The organism is Micromonospora sp. DT227, from assembly GCF_049841835.1.
Lineage (GTDB): Bacteria > Actinomycetota > Actinomycetes > Mycobacteriales > Micromonosporaceae > Micromonospora.
The window spans coordinates 24,982-44,048 of record NZ_JBNCLA010000013.1; the positions used below are offsets into that span (position 1 = coordinate 24,982).

General features: G+C 70.8%; 17 protein-coding genes. 13 read left to right on the forward strand and 4 right to left on the reverse strand.

Features of this window, described 5'->3' with window-relative positions; all coding sequences use genetic code 11:
* Positions 1-5: 5 nt before the first annotated feature.
* Together ACLQ2W_RS30515 and ACLQ2W_RS30520 are read right to left on the reverse strand one after the other, a co-directional pair.
* Positions 6-1,304, reverse strand: coding sequence for an MFS transporter (locus ACLQ2W_RS30515; RefSeq protein WP_425790898.1), 1,299 nt, complete (start codon positions 1,302-1,304; stop codon positions 6-8).
* 14 nt (positions 1,305-1,318) lie between these two features.
* The gene (locus ACLQ2W_RS30520; protein WP_425790900.1) at positions 1,319-2,155 is read right to left on the reverse strand and encodes a glycosyltransferase family 8 protein; all 837 of its coding nucleotides are present in this window, start codon (positions 2,153-2,155) and stop codon (positions 1,319-1,321) included.
* Positions 2,156-2,736: 581 nt separating this feature from the next.
* Between ACLQ2W_RS30520 and ACLQ2W_RS30525 the strand changes: the two genes are divergently transcribed.
* The 12 genes from ACLQ2W_RS30525 to ACLQ2W_RS30580 are packed head-to-tail and all read left to right on the forward strand — an operon-like array spanning position 2,737 to position 15,699.
* Entirely contained in the window at positions 2,737-4,143 is a 1,407-nt protein-coding gene (locus ACLQ2W_RS30525) for a glycosyltransferase family 2 protein (protein WP_425790902.1), read from the forward strand.
* Positions 4,144-4,156: 13 nt separating this feature from the next.
* Entirely contained in the window at positions 4,157-5,344 is a 1,188-nt protein-coding gene (locus ACLQ2W_RS30530; RefSeq protein WP_425790904.1) for a radical SAM/SPASM domain-containing protein, read from the forward strand.
* Complete coding sequence (locus ACLQ2W_RS30535) at positions 5,341-7,323, forward strand: DegT/DnrJ/EryC1/StrS family aminotransferase (RefSeq protein WP_425790906.1); 1,983 nt, start codon at positions 5,341-5,343, stop codon at positions 7,321-7,323. Before ACLQ2W_RS30530 ends, ACLQ2W_RS30535 begins: the two co-directional genes overlap by 4 nt.
* Positions 7,320-8,168 carry a phytanoyl-CoA dioxygenase family protein gene (locus tag ACLQ2W_RS30540; RefSeq protein ID WP_425790908.1) on the forward strand — a complete coding sequence of 283 codons (849 nt, stop codon included), beginning with the start codon at positions 7,320-7,322 and terminating at the stop codon, positions 8,166-8,168. Before ACLQ2W_RS30535 ends, ACLQ2W_RS30540 begins: the two co-directional genes overlap by 4 nt.
* Positions 8,165-8,953, forward strand: a complete 789-nt coding sequence (locus tag ACLQ2W_RS30545) for a class I SAM-dependent methyltransferase (protein ID WP_425790910.1) — start codon at positions 8,165-8,167, stop codon at positions 8,951-8,953. Before ACLQ2W_RS30540 ends, ACLQ2W_RS30545 begins: the two co-directional genes overlap by 4 nt.
* On the forward strand, positions 8,950-9,888 hold the full coding sequence (locus tag ACLQ2W_RS30550) for a Gfo/Idh/MocA family oxidoreductase (protein WP_425790912.1): 939 nt from the start codon (positions 8,950-8,952) through the stop codon (positions 9,886-9,888). The genes ACLQ2W_RS30545 and ACLQ2W_RS30550 overlap by 4 nt, the downstream gene beginning before the upstream one ends.
* Positions 9,881-10,894, forward strand: a complete 1,014-nt coding sequence (locus tag ACLQ2W_RS30555; RefSeq protein WP_425790914.1) for a phosphotransferase enzyme family protein — start codon at positions 9,881-9,883, stop codon at positions 10,892-10,894. The genes ACLQ2W_RS30550 and ACLQ2W_RS30555 overlap by 8 nt, the downstream gene beginning before the upstream one ends.
* Positions 10,891-11,925, forward strand: coding sequence for a thioesterase domain-containing protein (locus tag ACLQ2W_RS30560; protein ID WP_425790916.1), 1,035 nt, complete (start codon positions 10,891-10,893; stop codon positions 11,923-11,925). Before ACLQ2W_RS30555 ends, ACLQ2W_RS30560 begins: the two co-directional genes overlap by 4 nt.
* A 36-nt stretch (positions 11,926-11,961) precedes the next feature.
* Positions 11,962-12,702: a TylF/MycF/NovP-related O-methyltransferase gene (locus tag ACLQ2W_RS30565; protein WP_425790918.1), complete on the forward strand. Its 741-nt coding sequence runs from the start codon at positions 11,962-11,964 to the stop codon at positions 12,700-12,702.
* Positions 12,703-12,747: 45 nt separating this feature from the next.
* On the forward strand, positions 12,748-13,740 hold the full coding sequence (locus ACLQ2W_RS30570) for an NAD-dependent epimerase/dehydratase family protein (protein ID WP_425790920.1): 993 nt from the start codon (positions 12,748-12,750) through the stop codon (positions 13,738-13,740).
* Positions 13,727-14,416 (forward strand): PIG-L deacetylase family protein, encoded by a 690-nt coding sequence (locus tag ACLQ2W_RS30575; protein ID WP_425790922.1) that lies wholly within the window; start codon positions 13,727-13,729, stop codon positions 14,414-14,416. The genes ACLQ2W_RS30570 and ACLQ2W_RS30575 overlap by 14 nt, the downstream gene beginning before the upstream one ends.
* A 26-nt stretch (positions 14,417-14,442) precedes the next feature.
* Positions 14,443-15,699: a nucleotide sugar dehydrogenase gene (locus ACLQ2W_RS30580; RefSeq protein WP_425790924.1), complete on the forward strand. Its 1,257-nt coding sequence runs from the start codon at positions 14,443-14,445 to the stop codon at positions 15,697-15,699.
* Between the two features lie 35 nt (positions 15,700-15,734).
* Here the strand turns inward: ACLQ2W_RS30580 and ACLQ2W_RS30585 are convergent, their stop codons facing one another.
* Positions 15,735-16,436 carry a nucleotidyltransferase domain-containing protein gene (locus tag ACLQ2W_RS30585; RefSeq protein WP_425790926.1) on the reverse strand — a complete coding sequence of 234 codons (702 nt, stop codon included), beginning with the start codon at positions 16,434-16,436 and terminating at the stop codon, positions 15,735-15,737.
* Entirely contained in the window at positions 16,429-16,752 is a 324-nt protein-coding gene (locus ACLQ2W_RS30590) for an acyl carrier protein (RefSeq protein ID WP_425790928.1), read from the reverse strand. The genes ACLQ2W_RS30585 and ACLQ2W_RS30590 overlap by 8 nt, the downstream gene beginning before the upstream one ends.
* Before the next feature lie 166 nt (positions 16,753-16,918).
* Here ACLQ2W_RS30590 and ACLQ2W_RS30595 point away from each other — a divergent pair, with 166 nt between their 5' ends.
* Complete coding sequence (locus ACLQ2W_RS30595; protein WP_425791113.1) at positions 16,919-19,006, forward strand: PhoX family protein; 2,088 nt, start codon at positions 16,919-16,921, stop codon at positions 19,004-19,006.
* The last annotated feature ends 61 nt before the right edge of the window (positions 19,007-19,067 follow it).

The window sequence follows — 19,067 nt, forward strand, 5'->3', positions numbered from 1 at the left end:
GCCGCTCACACCGACATGCGCTCGCCGTCCTTCTCGTGGTCGCTCCGCCCACCGGTCGGCGACCGGGCGGGCAGCGCGGCGACGCGTACCGGAGTGGAGGCGACGCTCAGCACCGCGGTGGCCATCCCGACCGCCGCCGCCACGAGCATCGTGGTGCGGGTGTCGCTGACCCCCGCGACGAGACCTCCGAGCAGTTGGCCGACGCTGCCGGCGGCGACGATGACGGTGATGCCGATGGACTCGGTCCGGGCGACGAATCCGGATGAGACCGTGAGCTGCCGGTAGGTCAGCTCCCCCACATGACGCAGGACGGAGAGCGGACTGGTGCTGAGTCGCTGCCAGCTGAGCGCGACGACCGGCCACGGACGCACCGCGGGCACCAGCGCGATGGTCGCCAGATTGAGCGCTCCCAGCCCGTGGTCCAGCCAGATCAGGTGACCCAGGCGGATCCGGCTCATCACCCGGCTCGCGACCATCGTCGCCAGGATCGTCATCACTCCACCGACGCCGTAGACGACGCCCTGGACCGCCGGGGGAACCGACAGCGTCACGGTGACGTGGATCGCCCAGACCGCGCCACTCATGCCGAAGCCCACCGCTCCGAGGGCCTCGACCAGGTACATGGTCCGGACGGCCGGCAGCGACCTGACGTGCTGCCAGCCTTCCCGCAGCTCGCGCAGCATCGAAGCGGCGGGTGCCGGCGCACCGGCGGTCGCTTCCCCGGGCCGGGTGTCGGTCGGCAGCAGCAGCACCGCGACGGCGCCGAAGACATAGGTCCCGGCCGTCGCCAGAGTGGCGAACGGGGCGCCGACGAGCTGCACGATCGATCCGCCCACGGCGACGCCCAACGCCTCGGCCAGACCGGCGCCCCGAGCGACCAGGAAGTTGGCTCCCATCAGGTGGGGGCGAGGAACGACCCGCACGAGGTAGGCCCGGTATGCCGGATTGAAGAAGATGGAGGCGGTCCCGAGGAACGTGGCCACCGCGAGGAGCGTCCCGATGGTGAGCTTCCCCTGACCGTACAGGGCCGGAATGGAGCAGAGCCCCATCACCCGCACCACGTTGCAGGCCACCATCACCCGCTTGCAGTTCCACCGGTCGACCAGGGCCCCCGCTGCCGGACCGAAGCACAGTGCCGGAAGCGTCTGGGCGACGGTGATCAGGCCGACCTGCAATGCCGACGCGTGCAGGGTCAGGACCGCGATCAGCGGGATGGCCAGTTGGGAGACGTTCCGACCGAAGGCGGTGGCCGCCTCACTCAGCAGCAGGAGGCGCTGTTGGCGGCGCAGCGATGCGATGACCATGGCGTCGCGACCGCCTACGCCATGTCGTCGTACGCCGGGACCGGCAACCCCAGCCGCTGAACGACAGCGGTGTAGCGGTCCCGGCGCAGACCCGGCCGGAAGTCTCGGTACCACGGCTTCCACGGGCCGGCGAAGTGCATGACACGGGGCCACCGCTCGCCGGGCACGTACTTGCTGTGGCCCGGTTCCAGCCGCCAGCCACGCATGTGGTTCCACTCCCGGCCCAGCCGCAACCAGTTGCCGTGGGCGGCGATGTTGAGGGCGTCCTGGTCGGGGAAGCGGAGCTGACCCTTGTTGTCGTCGATGTAACGGAAGCACTGCTCGGAGATCTGGAGCCTCCGCCAGCGCACGGGGTCGACGAGCAGCACACCGGAGTTGAAGTAGCGCGCTCGCGGGTCGATCCGGTGGTCGGCGCCCGGAATACCGTCGCAGGTGAGCGTGAAGGCGTCACCGACGGCTGCCAGCGGAGCTCCGGCGAGATCGAGGCGCCAGAGTGGCCGCAGGTCGCCGAGGCACAGGGTGTCCGCGTCGAGGTAGAGGTAGCGACTCACCGACCTGGGCAGCAGCGAGGGGAGCAGTAGCCGCAGATACATGCCGGCGCTGATGTACGACACCAGTTCCTCGTCGGCACGGGGCAGCCCGCGGAAGGCGTCATCGGTCTCGAGCACGTGGATCCGCCCACGGCCGGCCGCCTGCGCCCGGAGTTCGTCGCCTCGCTCGCGGCTCACGCCGACCGGCGTGAGCAGCCACACCGTCACCGGGCAGAGCCCCGCATGGGCTTCGAGGACGGTCTCCACGGCCACCCGCGCGTGGTCAACGTAGTCCTCGTCGAACGCGAGAGCGATGTCCATCAGGTATGTCCCCAATTCGATGAGAGGCACGGAGACGCCCGCGCGGGAGGCAATTCATTCCCGCCGCAGATGCACCCCGCTCCGATACCGAGATGTGGTCAGTTTTCGAGGCGACCTCCGCACATCGTTCCACACCTGGCGAGCCATTGCATACACGCATCCAGAAACGGAACAACCAACTGAGGCGCGGATTGACAGCAGAGCGTCGCATCGCGGCCGAGCGGCCGTCAAGACGATTGCCAGTTTACGCAACTCCGGATTTTCCACTGGCGACCACATCGAGGATGGTGGAACCATACGACGAATTCCAGCACGCTTAGCAGGGGGTTGAGCAGGCATGATTCGGGTTACCCGAGGGGTTAACCGCCCCGGCAGGACCGGGCTTCAACCAGCCAAGGTCGCCAAACAATAGGGGTTGACCAGCCGCCCGCAACAGGCTAACAACGGTTGGGACTGAATCGACCGAGAGGAATTGGACAGCCAGTCGCACCCATCGGTTCAGACGCCTTTCGCCGATGACTCCCAGCACATTCGGCGAGGTTCGCACGCCCCTTTCGGGCTCGGTGGAATGGTGGTTCTTGTTGGATGCCTCTGTCGTGGTGCCGGTGCACAACCGCGCCACCGCCGCGCTGAACGTTCTGCACAGCCTCCGGCATCAGTCCGTGGCGGCTGCCTCATTCGAAGTGATCATGGTGGACGACGGGTCGAGCATCCCCCTGGTCGAATCACTCGGCGCGGCGCTTCCCGCGTTACGGACCGCGCTCGACCTGCGGATCGTGCGACACGACACGCCACGAGGCGTGCAGGCCGCCCGGAACGCCGGCGCCGAACTCGCCACCGGCGACGTTCTGGTCTTCCTGGACGTCGACTGCATCGCCCATCCCGACCTCCTGCGGGGACACATCGACGCGCAGGCGGGTCGCCCGGTCGCGGTATGCGGATACACCAGCGCACGGGAACTCACCCCCGACACCTGGCGGCTGCTGCTCGGACCGAACTGGGACTTCGGGGACAGCCTCGCGACGTTCGCCCGAGCCGACCGCTCGCCCTACCTGCACGACACGCTCACCGAGTTGCTGGCCGAGCCCAGCCCGTCGGACTGGGCTTTCTTCTGGACGCACAACGTGAGCCTGCCCCGCTGGGCGTTCACCCACGTCGGCGGCTTCAGTCAGACCTTCCCCTACAAGGGCGTCGAGGACATCGAGTACGGCTACCGGCTCGCCCGCGCAGGTCTACCCACCATCTTCGCGCCCGGGGCGAGGGCGATACACCAACCGCACGAGCGCCGGCGAGGGCACGACATAACGTTCGACCGCCACAACGAGCACATCCTCGTGCGCCGGTATCCGACGGTCGAGGTCGAGGCGGTGTGCAGCTACGACATCGTCAACTCGCGGCACCTCGTGCCCGTGCTGGAGGACTTCGCGCGGCGCGTCCCGGTGGAGTCCGCCGACGCGGCCCGGCTCGACGCGCTTCCCGAACTGGCGCGGAGGCTCGGCGCGGCCGAGAGCGTGCTGTTGCTGGGCTCGCCGGCCGGTTGGCCGGTACACCTACGCCGACCCACCGAGGTGTGCTTCCCGGGCACTGCGGACGAGAGCGCCACGCGCCTGATCGGCACCCGCCTGCCATACCTCACCGGACAGTTCGAACTGGGGCTGGTCACCGACTACTGGCGGCACTTCCCGGAACGGACCGCCAGCCGCGTCCTGTCGGAACTACAGCGGGTGTGCCGCGACGTGCTCGTGCTGTCCGGCGTGAGCAGCGCCCCGGTCGCCGCCCCCGACCCCCGGCTGGCGGAGGCCCTGTCCCGCTACGACCACCCGTTCTGGGAGTTCACCGTCCGGCTGCGGCGTGAACTTCACGAGTTCCGCCTGGTCGAGCAGGAGACCGCCCGATGCGGCGCCGCCGTGTTCAGCCTGACCGAGACCGCCTGGCCGGTGACCGAACTCGCCTCGACGGCCGTCGACACCCCGATCGGTCGAGACTAGGAAGGAGCGTTCCATGTCCCCCACGGCACCTCACCTCGCCGCCCTCCACGCGACCAAGGAGGCCAACCGGGCACTCAACATCCAGGAGTTCGAGCAGCGGGCCACCACCCTGCGGAGCCGTCCCCGGGTGTTGTTCGTCGAGCTGACCGAGAACTGCAACCTGTCCTGCCCGATGTGTCGATCCGCCGGCCCGTTCGACCGCAGCCGCAACATGGCCCCCGACCTGTTCGACCGCCTGGCGGACGAACTCTTCCCGACCGCGGAGATCGTGGACCTGCGCGGATGGGGTGAGAGCACGATCCTCAAACGCTTCCCTGATTTCGTCGACAAGGCCGCCGACCACGGATGCCGCATCCAGCTCGTCACCAACCTGACCGTCACCAACGAGCAGATGTGGCGCCGGCTGGTCCGCCAGGGCGCCCGGATCAACGTGTCGTTCGACGCCGCGAGCCCGGAGACCTTCGCCGACCTGCGCGGCGGTGCGCGGCTGGACGCGGTCCTGCGCAACCTCGAAGCGATCATGGATGAGGCGGCCAACTGCGGGCTCACGCACGACACCGTCGTGCTGAACGTGGTGGTCCAGAGCGCCGCCCTGCCCGAGCTCCGCGACATCGTCAAGCTCGGTGGCCAGCTCGGCGTCAAGGTCAAGCTCAACGTCGTCACGCTGGACGAGGACGACCCCGACAACCTGGCCGGGCACCGGGAGGAACTGGCCAGGGCACTGCACGAGGCCGCCGACGAGGCCGCCGCGGGAGACGTACGGGTCCAGCTGAACACGGCTCTCGACCCGGAGTGGGCCGATCTGTCGCACACCGACAAGACCTGCACCCACCCCTGGATGTACTTCTACGTCAACTACCGTGGCCAGGCGGGATTCTGCGACCACCTGATCGGCATCCCCGGCGACCGCTACCTCATCGGCGACCTGCGACGGACCAGCTTCGAGGAAATCTGGAACGGGGAGAGGTACCAGCGGTTGCGTGCCGAGCACGCGGCGGGAGCCGGCGCCATCTCCGAGCAGTTCGAGGAATGCCGGTGGTGCTACCGCAACCGCTACGTCGACTTCGACGAGGACGCCTACCCCCCGTACGCGGACCACCAGGTGATGCTGACCCCCGCGCACTGCGCGGGGTTCGTGCCCGGTCACCTGCCCGGCCCGGCGTCGCCCCGCCACCGTCTGCTTCCGGTGATCACCCGGTGAGAAACGAGCTGACACCCATCCTCCCGCCCGGCCGGCGCTGGCCGGCCTGGCCCGAGGTCGACGGGGACACCGGCCGCGCGGTCCAGGCCGCCCTCCTGAGCGGCCGGCTGGCGGCCAGCGGGGCGGCCAGCCGGTGGACACCGCGCAACGTGCTCGCCGCCCGCGCCCTCGCGACGGCAGTCGGCCGTCGTCACGTCACCCTCACCTCCAGCGGTTCGAGCGCCATCGTGGTGGCGCTCCAGGCGGTGGGGGTGGGCCCGGGAGACGTGGTGCTCCTGCCCGCGACGACCTGGGTGAGCTGCGCGACCGCTGTCCTGCGCGTCGGCGCCACCCCGGCGTTCTTCGACGGGCGTCCGGATTCCCCGTGCCTCGTCGGCACCAGCCCCGTCGACCGGCCCAAGGCCATCCTGGCGATCCACCTCTACGCCCAGCAGTTCGATCTCGCCGGCCTGCGCCGCCGGTTCCCCGACGCGGTGATCGTCGAGGACGCATCGCACGCCCAACTCGCCGAGACCGGGGGCGGCCGGACGGTCGGCACGCTGGGCGAGATCAGCATCATGAGCCTGCAGGCCACGAAGATCCTGACCGCGGGCGAGGGCGGCGTGGTCCTCACCGACGACGACGAACTGGCCGCGCGGGTCGAGTCGCTGGTCATGGACTCGCGCCGGCGGGCGGCGGTGTCCGCACCGGACGCGACCACCGAGCTGGAGCCGGCCGGAAAGCACCACGGGGCCAACCACGCTCTCTCCGAACTGGCCGCCGCCATGCTCCTCGACCAGGTGGACCGGTTCCCGACCCAGGCCGCGCGCCGCGCCGACGGCCTGGCCCACCTGGTGGACCGGTTGCCGGCCGCCGGGTGGCCGACCTTCGCCGACCAGGGCGCGCTACGAACCGGCAACGTGTACGGGCTCGCGGTGCGTCTGGCCGACTCGGTGGACGACGTGGCGCACGTCGTCTCGGCGGTGCGCGAGCGGTGCGGGGCGGTGCTCGACCGGGTCTACCCGCCACTGCCCGAGGGACCGTTGTACCGGCCGCACACCGTGCCGTTGTACGCCGCCGCCGGTGACCGGTCGCCGGAACTGACCCAGGCCCGCTTCTGGCATGCCCGCCACGTCGTGGTGCCACACCACCTGCTGATGGCCGACCGAGACCGACTGGACGAACTGGTCGACGCCATCACCGGGCGCCGGCCCGCCCCGGCCCGCGCACGACCGGCCCGCCGCCCGGCGATCGAGGTGGTCGTGGTGACCCGCGGCGAGCGGCCCGGACACCTGCGGACGGCGCTGGCCAGCGTCGCCGCCCAGCGCGTCACCGCGGACGTCTCGGTGACCGTGTGGCTGGACCCGGACGCGACCGCCACCGGGTGGAGCCCGAAGCCGGAGTTCGACGGCCTGCCCGTCACGGTGGTAACCGGCCAGGCGGCTGTTCCCGCCGAGCCGTGGGCCCGCATCGCGGCTCTGCGGCAACTCGCCATCGGGCGAACCACCGGGGACTTTCTCACGTTCCTCGACGACGACAACGTCTGGGAACCGGATCACCTGTCGACCCTGCTCGATCTCACCCGCCGTGGCTGGCCCGCGGTGCACTCCTGGCGACGACTGATCGACCCGGATGACCGGGAGACCACTGTCGACCGGTTTCCGTGGCTCCCGCCGGGAGCAGCGGCGGCACGGCGACTCGACGAGCTGACGGTGGCCCGCGTCATGTCCGCCGGGGACAGCGTGGTCCGCGACACCGTCCGTCTCCCCGACGGCCGCACCGGCATGGTCGACATGGGCGAATGGCTGTTCGACGCCACCGTGCTGCCCGTGTTGCGCATGGACATGCCCCGCACCTCCGCGGAGTTGGCCGGACGGACGGGCGAGGACGACATGATCCTCCGGCAGATCGTTCGGCTCGCCATCCCGACCGCGTGCACCGGCCGACCGACCCTGCGCTACCGGCTCGGCGGCATGTCCAACCCGGAGCTGCCACGATGAGCGACGACCTGACCGGGGCGGATCGGGACGGGCCCGATATCGACTTCCTCCGGACCCACGGCTTCCACGTCTGGCGGGGCCTGCTCGATCCCGCGGAGGTCGCCGCGCTGCGCGACGAGGTGCGCACGGCGCTGCAGGACAACTACGACATCCGCACCACGAAGTCGGACCGGGTGACCGGAACCGCCGGCTACTACCTGCCGATGATGGGACGGCGAACGCCGCTGAGCCGGGCCCTCCTGGCAGATCGGCGGCTCGTCGGGATCGCCGAGCGACTGTACGGATGCGAGGTGGTGCCGAAGCCCGCCAAAGGCATCCTCTACCGCGACGCCTCACCCTGGCACCAGGACTCGGTGGATCCGCACCTGACCGCGATCAAGCTCGTGGCGTACCTCGAACCGCTGACCGGCGAGACCGGTGCGTTGCAGATCCTGCCCGGGACCCATCGCGGCGAGTACGCCCGGATCCTCGCCGACTACCGGCGACGCTGGCCGGTCGCCGACGCCGACCTGGACGAAGCCGTGGAGGCGGCCCGGTGGCCAGGGCTGACCCTGGAGACACAGCCGGGCGACGTCATCGGCTTCGACGTGCATCTGTGGCACGCCAGCCTCGGCGGGCGCGACCGCCTGCAGTGGAGCGTGTCCTACGCCGCGACGCCGACCAGTGCCGCGACACGGGACTCGCTGCGCCACTACGTCGCCTCGTTCCTCTCCGTGGGCCACCCGTTCGACAGCGACGCGTACCCGTACTTCGACCCCGACTGGAGCCGCCTGCCGCGGAGCGGCTTCGGGGTCGCCATGGCCGACCTGTTCCCCGACCGCCTCGAACCTCGGAGCAGCAGATGAACAAGCTGATGGACTTCTACGATCCGGGCCTGTACGAACTGAACGTCGGCCACGCGCCCCGCGTCGGCGACGCGTACCGCGAGCAGCTCGCCCCGCTGGGTGCCGGAATCCGGATCATGGAGCTCGGCTGCGGCATCGGTGACGTCCTGCTGCCCCTGGTGTCCGCCGGGGCGTACGGGATCGGTGTCGACAACTCCCCGGAGATGCTGCGGCACTTCGCGGGCCGCCTGGAGCGCCTGCCGGCCGAGACAGCCCGACGCGTCGAACTCGTCGATGAGACCCTGCCGGCGCTCCCGGCCCGCGAGGCTGTGGACGCGGTCCTCCTGCCCAACGACCTGGTGGCGCACGTACTGGGCGACGACGACGTCGACACCATGTTCCGCAACGCCCACCGGGCGCTGCGCCCCGACGGGGTGCTGATCCTCGACATGGAGCGCTTCGACGTCACCTTCCTCGCCTCGGTGACCGGTCCCGACGGAGGCCTGACCCGCACCCACGGCTTCTTCGACTACCCGGACGACCGCCTGCTGCGGGTCGACGAGCAGTCCCGTTACGACCCGGTCAGCGGACTCATGAACAGCACGTTCCGCTACCAGATCCTCAACTCCGAAGCGGTCGTCGAGCAGACCCGCTACCGAACGCTGCGCCAGTACCCGCGCCGGCCACGAGAGGTCACCCGCGCGCTCGAACTGGCCGGATTCGAGGTCACCGACGTGCACGAGTCCGCCTTCCCGCCCGGCCTCGACCACGTCATGGTGGTGGCCCGGGCCAGGCGGAGCCGATGACCGTCCGGCGGGAGGCGCCCCCGGTCGTCGGCGTCGTGGGAGCCGGTCGGATCGGCGCGGTGCACGTCGGCAACCTGATCCGGCTCGGCGCCCGGGTGTGCGTCGCCGAACCCGATCCGCGCCGCCGCGCCGTGGTCGAGCGCGAGTTCGGGTGCCCGACCGTGTCGGACCCGGCGGACCTGCCCGACGTCGCGGGCGTGGTGGTGGCCACCCCGACCCGCACGCACGTCGACGTGGTCCGCGCGACACTCACGAGACGCGTGCCGATCCTGCTGGAGAAACCGTGTGCCGCCGACCCGGTGCTCAGCGCCGAGCTGGGGACCGCGGCGGACCGGGTGGGCGTGCCGTTGCGGATCGGGTTCCAGCGCCGCCAGGCACCCGAGTTCGTCGCCCTGCGACGCGCCATGACGGACCGTTGCGGCACCGTCGGCTTCGCGGCCTTCACCAGCCTCGACGGCACACCTCCGCCGGCCGGCTACCAGGTCGCGGGCGGCAGCCTGGCGTACGACCTGCAGATCCATGACATCGACCTGGTGCGGTGGCTCTTCGACTCGCCCGTGGTGGAGGTGTCAGCCGTCCAGGCCGACCGCCGCGGCGCGGTCGACCTGCTCGTGACCACCCTGCGACTCGCCTCCGGGACGGTCTGTTCCCTGGTCGGCAAACGGATCAGCGGCGCCGGCTGCGAGGTGTGGGCACATCTGGTCGGCGACGTTTCGAGCATCGACACGCGGCAGCTCCACGAACCGCGGACACACATCGACTTCCGCTCCCGGTTCGCCGAGGCGTACGAGCGTGAGGCGGCGAGTTTCCTGCGGCTCGTCCGGGGCGGGGCGGACACGCTGCCCGACTGGCGTGACGCGGTCGCGGCCGAGGACGTCTGCCAGCGCGTGGAGAAGTCACTGACCGCCGCCGTCCTGGAGCCGCAGCATGGGTGAACTTCCGATCGGCGAACTCCGCGCCGCGATCGACGCCGTGTTCGATCTCGGCCCGCTGGACCGCGCTGCCATCCGCCTGGCGAACAGCGGCGCCATGGGCCGGATCTGGCACGTGGACACCGGAGACGCCCGGTACGCCGTCAAGGAGTACTTCTGGGGCGTCGACCAGACCAACCTCAGGCGGGAGACGGCCCTGCAAGCCGCGTCCGCCGTCGTCGGGGTGCGCTTCCCCACGGCCCACCCCACCCGGGACGGGCACCTCGTCGGCGCGCTGCCCGAGCACGTCGGCGGCGCCCAACTGCGTGCCTTCACCTGGGTCTCCGGCTCCCCGGTGGACATCACCGCGCCCGACGCGCCGGAGCGGTTGGGTGAGCTGCTCGCCCACCTGCACGACACCGCTCCTCCCGCACCTGAGGAGCCGGACCCCTGGTACGAGGTCGTCAGCGACCAGCAGGGGTGGGACGAGCTGTGCGCGGCGGCCGAGACGGCCCGCGCGCCGTGGTCGGCGCAGCTTCGCGGGGCGCTGCCCGCGCTCCGCTCGCTGGCGGCGATGACCGGCACCACCGCTCCGGGCGAGCGGATCGTGTGTCATCTCGACCTGCAACCGGGCAACCTGCTCCAGGACGACGCCGGATGGGTTCTGCTGGACTGGGACAACACCGGACCGGGCCGGGCGGATCGCGAGCTTGCCGCCACCCTGCTTCGCTGGTTCGGTCACGGGCAGCCGCTCGACCTGGCGGCGAGCGCGAGAGCCCTCCGGTGCTACCGGAACACGGGCGGCCCGGCCGACCTGGCCGCCCCCGACGTGCTCGCCATGCACGCCGCCACGACGGCCAACTTCATCCTGGCCATGGCCCGGCTGGCGCTGGACGCGACGGCCGACCCCGACCGGCGCGGGGACGCCGCGATCCACCTGGGGAGCACCCTTGCCGGCCTGCCCGGCCCGGACGACTACCACCGGCTTCGGGCGGTGGGCGGCCACGGCCGGGCCGGAGCGGCCGGATGAGCTACTACGCCAACCGGTTCCGCGACCAGTGGGAAGCCGCCATCGCCGAGGTGTGCGCCGACGAGTTGACGCTGGCGGCCATCACGCCGCGGACCAGCCTCTGCGGAAGCGTTCCCGATCCGGTGACCACCGGCCGGATCGCGACCCGCGTCGCCGACGTCACCCGGGTGCCGGTGACGGCCGCCGACGTACGGGCCCACGACACCGTCGGTCGACTCGCCTCGTACGTCCGGACCGTCGCCCGTCGCGACCACTGCCTGCAACTGCCGCCGGAGGTCGCGCCCGGCGGTCCGGTGCTCTTCTACCTCCACTCGGCCTCCGGCAACGCCTTCGCCATCCGCGCCCTGCGCCGGGTGCTCCCGGTGCCCCTGGCCGGGGTCCGGGCGGCCGGCCTGCACGGCGAGCGCGACGTGCCGCGGACGATCGAGGAGTTCGCCGAGGCCTACCTGCCCGAGATCCGGCGGGCGCAGCCGCACGGGCCGTACCTGCTCTGCGGATTCTCCAGTGGAGGCCTGGTCGCCTTCGAGTTGGCGACCAGGCTGCGCGCGGACGGTGCGGACATCGCCATGCTCGCCATGCTCGACACCGACCCGCCCGCTGCCCACTTCCCGGAGGACCTGCCCGACGAGGAGTGGCTCATGGAGGACCGGTTGCGGGAGCTTCTCCGCCGGGTCGAACTCAGGGTTCGGGACGGGGCGAGCCCGGACGATCCGGAGGTGGTCGACACGCTTCGGCGCGGCCACGCCCTCGCCGACGACATGGGCCCGAGCGTCCTGCGCCGGCAACTGCTGGTGTACGCGCGGTCGATCCGGGCGGGGGCGGTGTACCGGGCGCCGTACTACTCCGGCGCGGCCGACCATTTCGCGGCCGAGACCGCGCCGGAGGCGGTCGACCGGTGGCGCCCGCACGTCGCCGAACTGCGCACCCACGTGCTCGACGCGGAGCACTACGAATCCGCCATCTTCGCCGACGCGCGGCTCCACGCCGTCTTCACCGAGAGGATCGCCCATGCGCTGCGTAGCCGTGGATAGCCGGGCAGTCGACCGGCGGCGGCCGGGGAGGACGCCGTGACGGCCGGACCGGCGCTGCGCCTGTGTACCCGGGCGTACCGCGCCCTGCCGCGCTCCGCACGCCACTTCCTCCGCGAGGTGACCACGGGACGTCCGTTCGTCACGCTCTCGCCGCACCTCACCATCGCCGTGCACTGGGCGTTCCGGCGGCTGGCCGAACGGGCCGGCGGCGGAGGTCCGGACCTCTTCGCCGGGGCCGCCTACTACGAGTTCGGCGTCTACCGGGGGTACAGCCTCTGGTACGCCGAGCAGATCAGCCGGACCTACGCACCCGACAACTTCCGGTGTCTCGGCTTCGACTCGTTCGCCGGGCTGCCCTCGTCGGAGAGCGACGGGGCGCACTACCGGCGCGGCGACTTCGCGGCCGGGCTCGACGAGGTCGTCGGCAACCTGCGCGCGCACGGGGCCGACTTCGACCGGCTGCGGCTCTTTCCCGGCTTCTACAGCCGGCAACTGTTCGCCCGCTTCGCCGCGGAGTTCGAGTTCCCGCCCGCCGCCGTGTGTGTCATCGACGTCGACACGTACGAGTCCTGCCTGGAGGTGCTGAGGTTCATGCACCCGCGGTGGCGACCCGGGTCGATCGTCGTGTTCGACGACTACAACGACATGGGTGCCAGCGACGAGCACGGCGAGCGACGCGCGCTACGCGAGTACCTGGCCGAGCACCCGGGTCTGCGCGTGACGCACCTGCGCGACGTGGGGCACGAGGCCGCGATCTTCGAAGTGAGTTCCGTCTGATCTCCACGATCGGACGGGCATCAAGCGCCGAAAGGGGCACCGAGCATGAGAACAGTCGTGGTGACCGGTGGACTCGGATTCATCGGGTCGCACGCGGTGGACGCCTACCTGGCCGCGGGCCACCGGGTGAGGATCATCGACTCCGGGGTGAGCGCGGTGACCGATGGCGCCGACTACACCAGCGACCCGCGCTGCGAGGTCGTGTCCGAGCCGGTCGAGCGGTACCTGAGCAACGGCGGCAGCTTCGCGGGGGTCGACCGGGTCGTGCACGCCGCCGCCCACGTCGGACCGGCGGGCATCCTCGCCCACGCGGGAACGCTCGGTCGGGACATCGTGGCGAGTACGAGCACGGTCATCGAGGCGGCGCTGGCGGCGGACGTCCCACTCTGCGTGTTCAGCTCGGCGGAGGTCTACGGCCGCAGCGGCGACCTGGACGAGAAGGACGACATCCGCGTGCCGGCCCAGTACAACCCGCGCATCGAGTACGCCGTCGGGAAGACGCTCACCGAGGCGATGACGGTCAACAGTCTCCAGCGCGGACTACGCGCGATCGTCATTCGGCCGTTCAACGTGGCGGGATCACGGCAGTCGCGGGCCGGTGGGTTCGTGATGCCGACGTTCGTCCAGCAGGCGCTGGCGGGCCGGCCGTTGACGGTGTTCGCGCTGGGCACCCAGGTGCGCGCGTTCACCGCGGCCGACGACCTGACCCGCTTCCTCGTGCACCACCTGGACGACGCCCTGGCCTCGGCGGACCATGTCTTCAACATCGGCAACCCGGACAACGCCATCGGGATCCTGGCACTCGCCGAGCGGGTCAGGGAGCTGCTCGGCAGCGATTCACCGATCGTCCTGACCGACGGGCGCGCGGTGCACGGGGAGCACTACGCGGAGGCTGAGTCGATCCAGAAGGTGCCGGTGCTCCGCGCCGCCACCGCACTGGGGTGGCGACCGCGGGTCGGCCTCGACGACCTGATCCTGCTCACCGCTGACTACTACCGGCAGCGCGAGGACGTGCGAGGTCGTCATGCGCCGCTATGAGCGGGTCCTCGTCGTGTCGCCGCACGCCGACGACGAGGTGCTCGGCTGCGGCGGCCTCCTCGCCCGGCTCGCCGACGCCGGAGCCGAGGTGCACGTGCTCTACCTGGCTGTCGACGGCATGGCGCACTACGGTCTGACCGAGCCGACCACGTATCGCCGGCGAATCGACGAGATCGAGACGGTGAGCGGCCTGCTGGGCTTCCGTTACGAGATCGTGTACGGGGACCAGCAGCTCACCGAACGCCTGGACACCCTGCCCCGGCGCGAGTTGGTCGACCTGTGCCAGGAGCGGATGGACCGGCTCCGGCCGGACCTGCTGCTCCTGCCCAGTGGCGACGACTACGACCAGGACCACGTGGCCGCGTTCGCGGCCGGGTTCGCCGCAGCACGGCCGATCGGTCCGGCGTTCGGCAAGTGGCTGGTGCCCACCGTGCTCAGTTACGAGATGTCGAAGCTGCAGTGGGCGACGGACCCGTTGGCACGCTGCTGCTCGTACGTCGATGTCACCGACCACCTGGACCGGAAGCTGGCAGCCCTGCGGGCCTACGCCACCCAGCACCGTGGGGTGCCGCACATCCGGAGCGAGCAGTCGGTGTCCGCGCTGGCGTGCATCCGCGGCGCCGAGGTCGGCGTCGGGTACGCCGAGGCGTTCGAAGTGCACCGCATCCTGCTATGAGCCCAACGACGAAGGACGTACTGCACATGAGGACCTGCGAGCGGCTCGCCGTGATCGGTCTGGGCTACGTCGGCCTGCCGTTGGCCCGTGAGGCGGCGCTGTCCGGGATGTCGGTGCTCGGGTTCGACGTGGACCAGCGACGGGTGGACGCGCTGCGCGACGGCCGGTCGTACGTCGACGACATCACCGACGACGACATCTCCGCCATGCTGACCGCCGGATTCCGGGTCGACACCTCACCGGAGATCCTCGCCGACGCCGACGCCGTCGTGGTCTGCGTCCCCACACCGCTGCTGCCGGACCGCTCCCCGGATCTCTCCGCGGTGCTGGCCGCCGCTGACGCGATCGCGCCCCGACTCCGGCCCGGCATGTTGGTGGTGCTGGAGTCCACCACATACCCGGGCACGACGGAGGAGGTCTTCGCGCCCCGGCTGGAGGTCTCCGGCCTGGTGGCGGGGCGCGACTTCTCGCTGGCGTACTCACCGGAGCGGATCGACCCCGGCAACGGACGGTACGGCCTGCGGAACACCCCGAAGGTCGTCGGCGGGATGACCTGGAAGTGCGCGGAGCACGCCGCCGCGATGTACGGCAAGGTGGTCGACCAGGTCGTGCACACCCGCAGTCCGCGGGAAGCGGAGATGGCCAAGCTGCTGGAGAACACGTACCGGCACGTGAACATCGCCCTGATCAACGAGATCGCGACGTACTGCCGCGACATGCGCGTCGACGTGTGGGACGTGGTAGCCGCGGCGGCGACCAAGCCCTTCGGCTTCGAGAGCTTCCGGCCCGGGGCGGGCGTCGGGGGTCACTGCATCCCCATCGACCCGCACTACCTGCTGCACGCCGTACGCGGCGCCGGCGGCCGGCTCAGCATCGTCGAGCAGGCCCAGGCGGTGAACGACCGGATGCCCGGGTTCGTGGCCGACCGGGTGGAGGAGGCGCTCCGGCAGGCCGGACGGGCGATTGCCGGAGCGTCCATCGTGGTCCTCGGCGTCACCTACAAGCCGGACGTGTCCGACGTGCGGGATTCGCCCGCCACGGCCGTCGTCCGGACGCTGCGCGAGCGGGGTGGCTCGGTGCGCTACCACGATCCGTACGTCGACAGTTGGAGCGTCGGCACCACGGTGGAGGTCGCGGATCTCGACCGGGACGTGACGACCGCGGACGCCGTACTCCTGTTGCAGGCGCACCGGACGTACGACCTGGACGACCTCGCCGGCCGAGCGCGGCTCTTCATCGACCTGCACGGCAGGACGCGCGGCGCGAGCGTGGTGCCGCTGTGAGCGCCGTCGACGCCCGACCACGTCCGGCCCGCACCTCATGGCCGACGCAACAACTCCAGCTCCGTGCCCCACGCGTCCAGCACGTCACCGTGACCGGCCTTCCGCGCCAACCGTTCCAGCTCGGGGAAGAGACCTGCCGGATCGTCGGCCAGACGCTCCGGGAAGGTGTCGGCGTTCCACGGCTCGCCCAGCGGAAAGGTCCGCAGTTCCCAGCGGAGATACTTGTTGTACGGCCGGACCCGGCCGTGCAGGGCGAAGAGCGCGGTCAGGAGCCAGGAGACGCTCTCCATCTCCTCCAGCCGTGCCAGCACCGGCTCCGCGGCACGCCGGTTCTTCGCCGCCCGGTAGATCAGGTTGACGTAGCCGTCGAGGCCCTCGCGGGCCCAGGTGGCGGCCTCGGTCTCGGTGAGGGTGGCCTGCGCGGACACCAACGCGGCGAGTTCACCGTCGGTCCGGTCGAGCAGGATCTCCGCCCCTCGGAAGGCATACCGCTGCCACTCGTCGGAGGTGTCCGCGAGTTGGTCCGTGGTGCAGACGATCTCGTCCAGCTCGGCCGACCGACTGGTGGGCTTCCAGAGCCGCTCGTCGGGCACCACGACGAGGACGTCGTAGTCGGAGTCGGGCCCGGCCAGCCCGCGGGCGTGCGAGCCGGTGAGGACCAGCCCGATCACGTCAGCGCTGGCCTCGGCCCGGGCCAGCAGGTCGAGGTAAGGGCCCGATCTCGCGTGCTCAGTCACGTGCGTCATCCCCGGTCAGGTAGCGGGCGAGCGACACCATGTCCGGCTGCTCGTAGAGATCCTCCACGTCCAGCTCGAAGCCGTGCTCCCGTAGCCGCGCGACGAGCCGCAGCGCGACGAGCGAGTCGCCACCCAGGTCGAGAAAGTGGTCCTCGGTGGTGACCGGGCGACGCAGCGCCTCGGTGGCACATGTCAACAGCGCCGCCAACGCGGCTGTCGTCGCGGCGCTGCCGGCCGGGCCACCGGCGCTCCGGAACGGCCCGACGTCATGGGCGGAGGGAAGAAGTTCCGAGGTGTCCGGCGGTCGCTGCGTCATGGATTTCCTGTTCCGGTATGCGGTTTCACCGAGCCAACGATCTGGTCGACCAAAATCGATCGGCTAATGCTAGCACTCAGCGCACCAAAAAGGGGGATGGGAAGTGCGGGCAGCCCTCGACCCACCCCGATCAGCACTTCTCGAACACACACCGAAAGGAATTAGAATGCCCAGGGAACACCCCCTCCTTCCCATCGTCAGCCTTCCTTTCCGGCGGGCCGGCCGGGACCCGATGACCTGCCGCTACCGGTGCGCGAATTCCTGCGCGCACCCGGAGCCGAACGCGTCCTCGACGCCCTATTTCGGAGAGATTCTGGAGCGGTCGCTCTCCCGGCGCGGCGTGGCCCGGGCGGGCGCGCTGGGGCTTCTGGTCGTCGGGACGGCCGCCTCCACGGCCGGACCGGCCGCTGCCGCACCCGCCGCGCCCCCGTCGGGAACCACGTCCACCAGCGGCGGAAGACCAGGTCGTCCGCTACCGTTCGAGGCCGTCCCCCCCAACACGATCGACGCCGTGGTGACGCCGCCCGGCTACCAGCACGCCGTCGTCGTCAAATGGGGTGATCCGATCCTGCCCGGCGCTCCCGAATGGGACCTGCACCGGCAGACCGCCGAAGCCCAGGAACAACAATTCGGCTACAACAACGATTATCTCGCCATGCTTCCCCTCGGCACCGGCGGGCGTCGGGCCCTGCTGGTGGGCAACCACGAGTACGCCAACCCGGAACTCATGTTCCCCGGCTACACCGGCATTCCGGACGCGGCCCAAACCGCCGTGATGTTCGCGTCCGCCGGCATGTTCGTGGTCGAGATCGAGCAGGTGGAAAGGACCGGCCAGTGGCGGCTCGTACGATCGGGACAGCGACCGTACAACCGCCGGATAACGACGACGAACACCGTATTCGAGCTGACCGGCCCCGCCGCCGGCTCGGCACTGCTCCGGACGGCGGCCGACCCGGCGGGGCGGTGGGTACGCGGCACGCAGGCGAACTGTTCCGGGGGTGTCACCCCCTGGGGCACCGTCCTGTCCGGCGAGGAGAACTTCCACTTCGCGTTCGTCGGCGCCGACGAGGCGCCGGAGTCGATGAAGCCGGCCCTGCGCCGGTACGGTTTCGACACCGCCAACCGGGGCGGCCCGAGCGCTGAGCTGATCGACGAACGGTTCGACCTGGCCCGGCACCCCCACGAGGCCAACCGGTTCGGGTGGATCGTGGAGGTCGACCCGTTCGACCGCGCGTCCGTGCCTCGGAAGCACACCGCCCTCGGCCGCTTCAAGCACGAGGGCGCGGCGACAGTGATCAGTCGGGGTGGACACGCCGTCGTCTACAGCGGGGACGACGAGCGGTTCGAGTACATCTACAAGTTCGTCTCGCAAGGTCGGATGGACCGGGCGAAGAGCCGGGCCGCGCGCCAGCGCAACATGACCCTGCTGGCGTCGGGGACCCTCTACGTCGCGGCGTTCGACGCCACATCGGCGGCGGAGATCGACGGTTCGGGGACGTTGCCCGCCGACGGGGCGTTCAACGGGCGTGGCCGGTGGATCCCGCTGGCCAGCGACACCACGTCGTTCGTGCCCGGCATGACCGTCGCCGAGGTGCTGGTGAACACCCGGCTCGCCGCCGACGCCGTCGGCGCCACGAAGATGGACCGGCCGGAGGACATCGAGCCGAGCCCGGTCACGGGCAAGGTGTACTGCGCCCTCACCAACAACTCCCGTCGGGGCGCGGACGCGAACCCGCCGGCCGACGAGGTGAACCCGCGCAACGCCAACCGGCACGGCCACATCGTGGAGATCGCGGAGGACCGTGGGGACCACACCGCCACGACCTTCGTCTGGAGCGTGCCGGTCGTCTGCGGCGATCCGCAGGACCCGAGCACCTACTTCAGCGGCTACGACAAGAGTGCGGTGTCGCCGATCTCCTGCCCGGACAACCTCACCTTCGACTCCACCGGAAACCTCTGGATCGCGACCGACAGCGCCTACGCCCTCGGCGGCAACGACGGGCTGTTCGCGATGCCGCTGGCGGGACCGGAAACCGGCCATGTCAAGCAGTTCCTGTCGGTGCCGGTCGGCGCCGAGTGCTGTGGCCCGGTCATCTCGTCGGACGGTCGAAGCTGCTTCGTCGCGGTGCAGCACCCGGGTGAGATCACCAACTCGACCGTGGAGAACCCGGGTTCGCGGTGGCCGGACGGTGACTTCGGCAAGCCGGGCATCGTGGTGACGTGGCGTCCCGACGGCCGTCGTATCGGCGCCTGACCGGGACCGTCGTGATCAGCCGTATCACCAGGCCGGCCGGCCGCAGGCCGTGGGTTCCGGG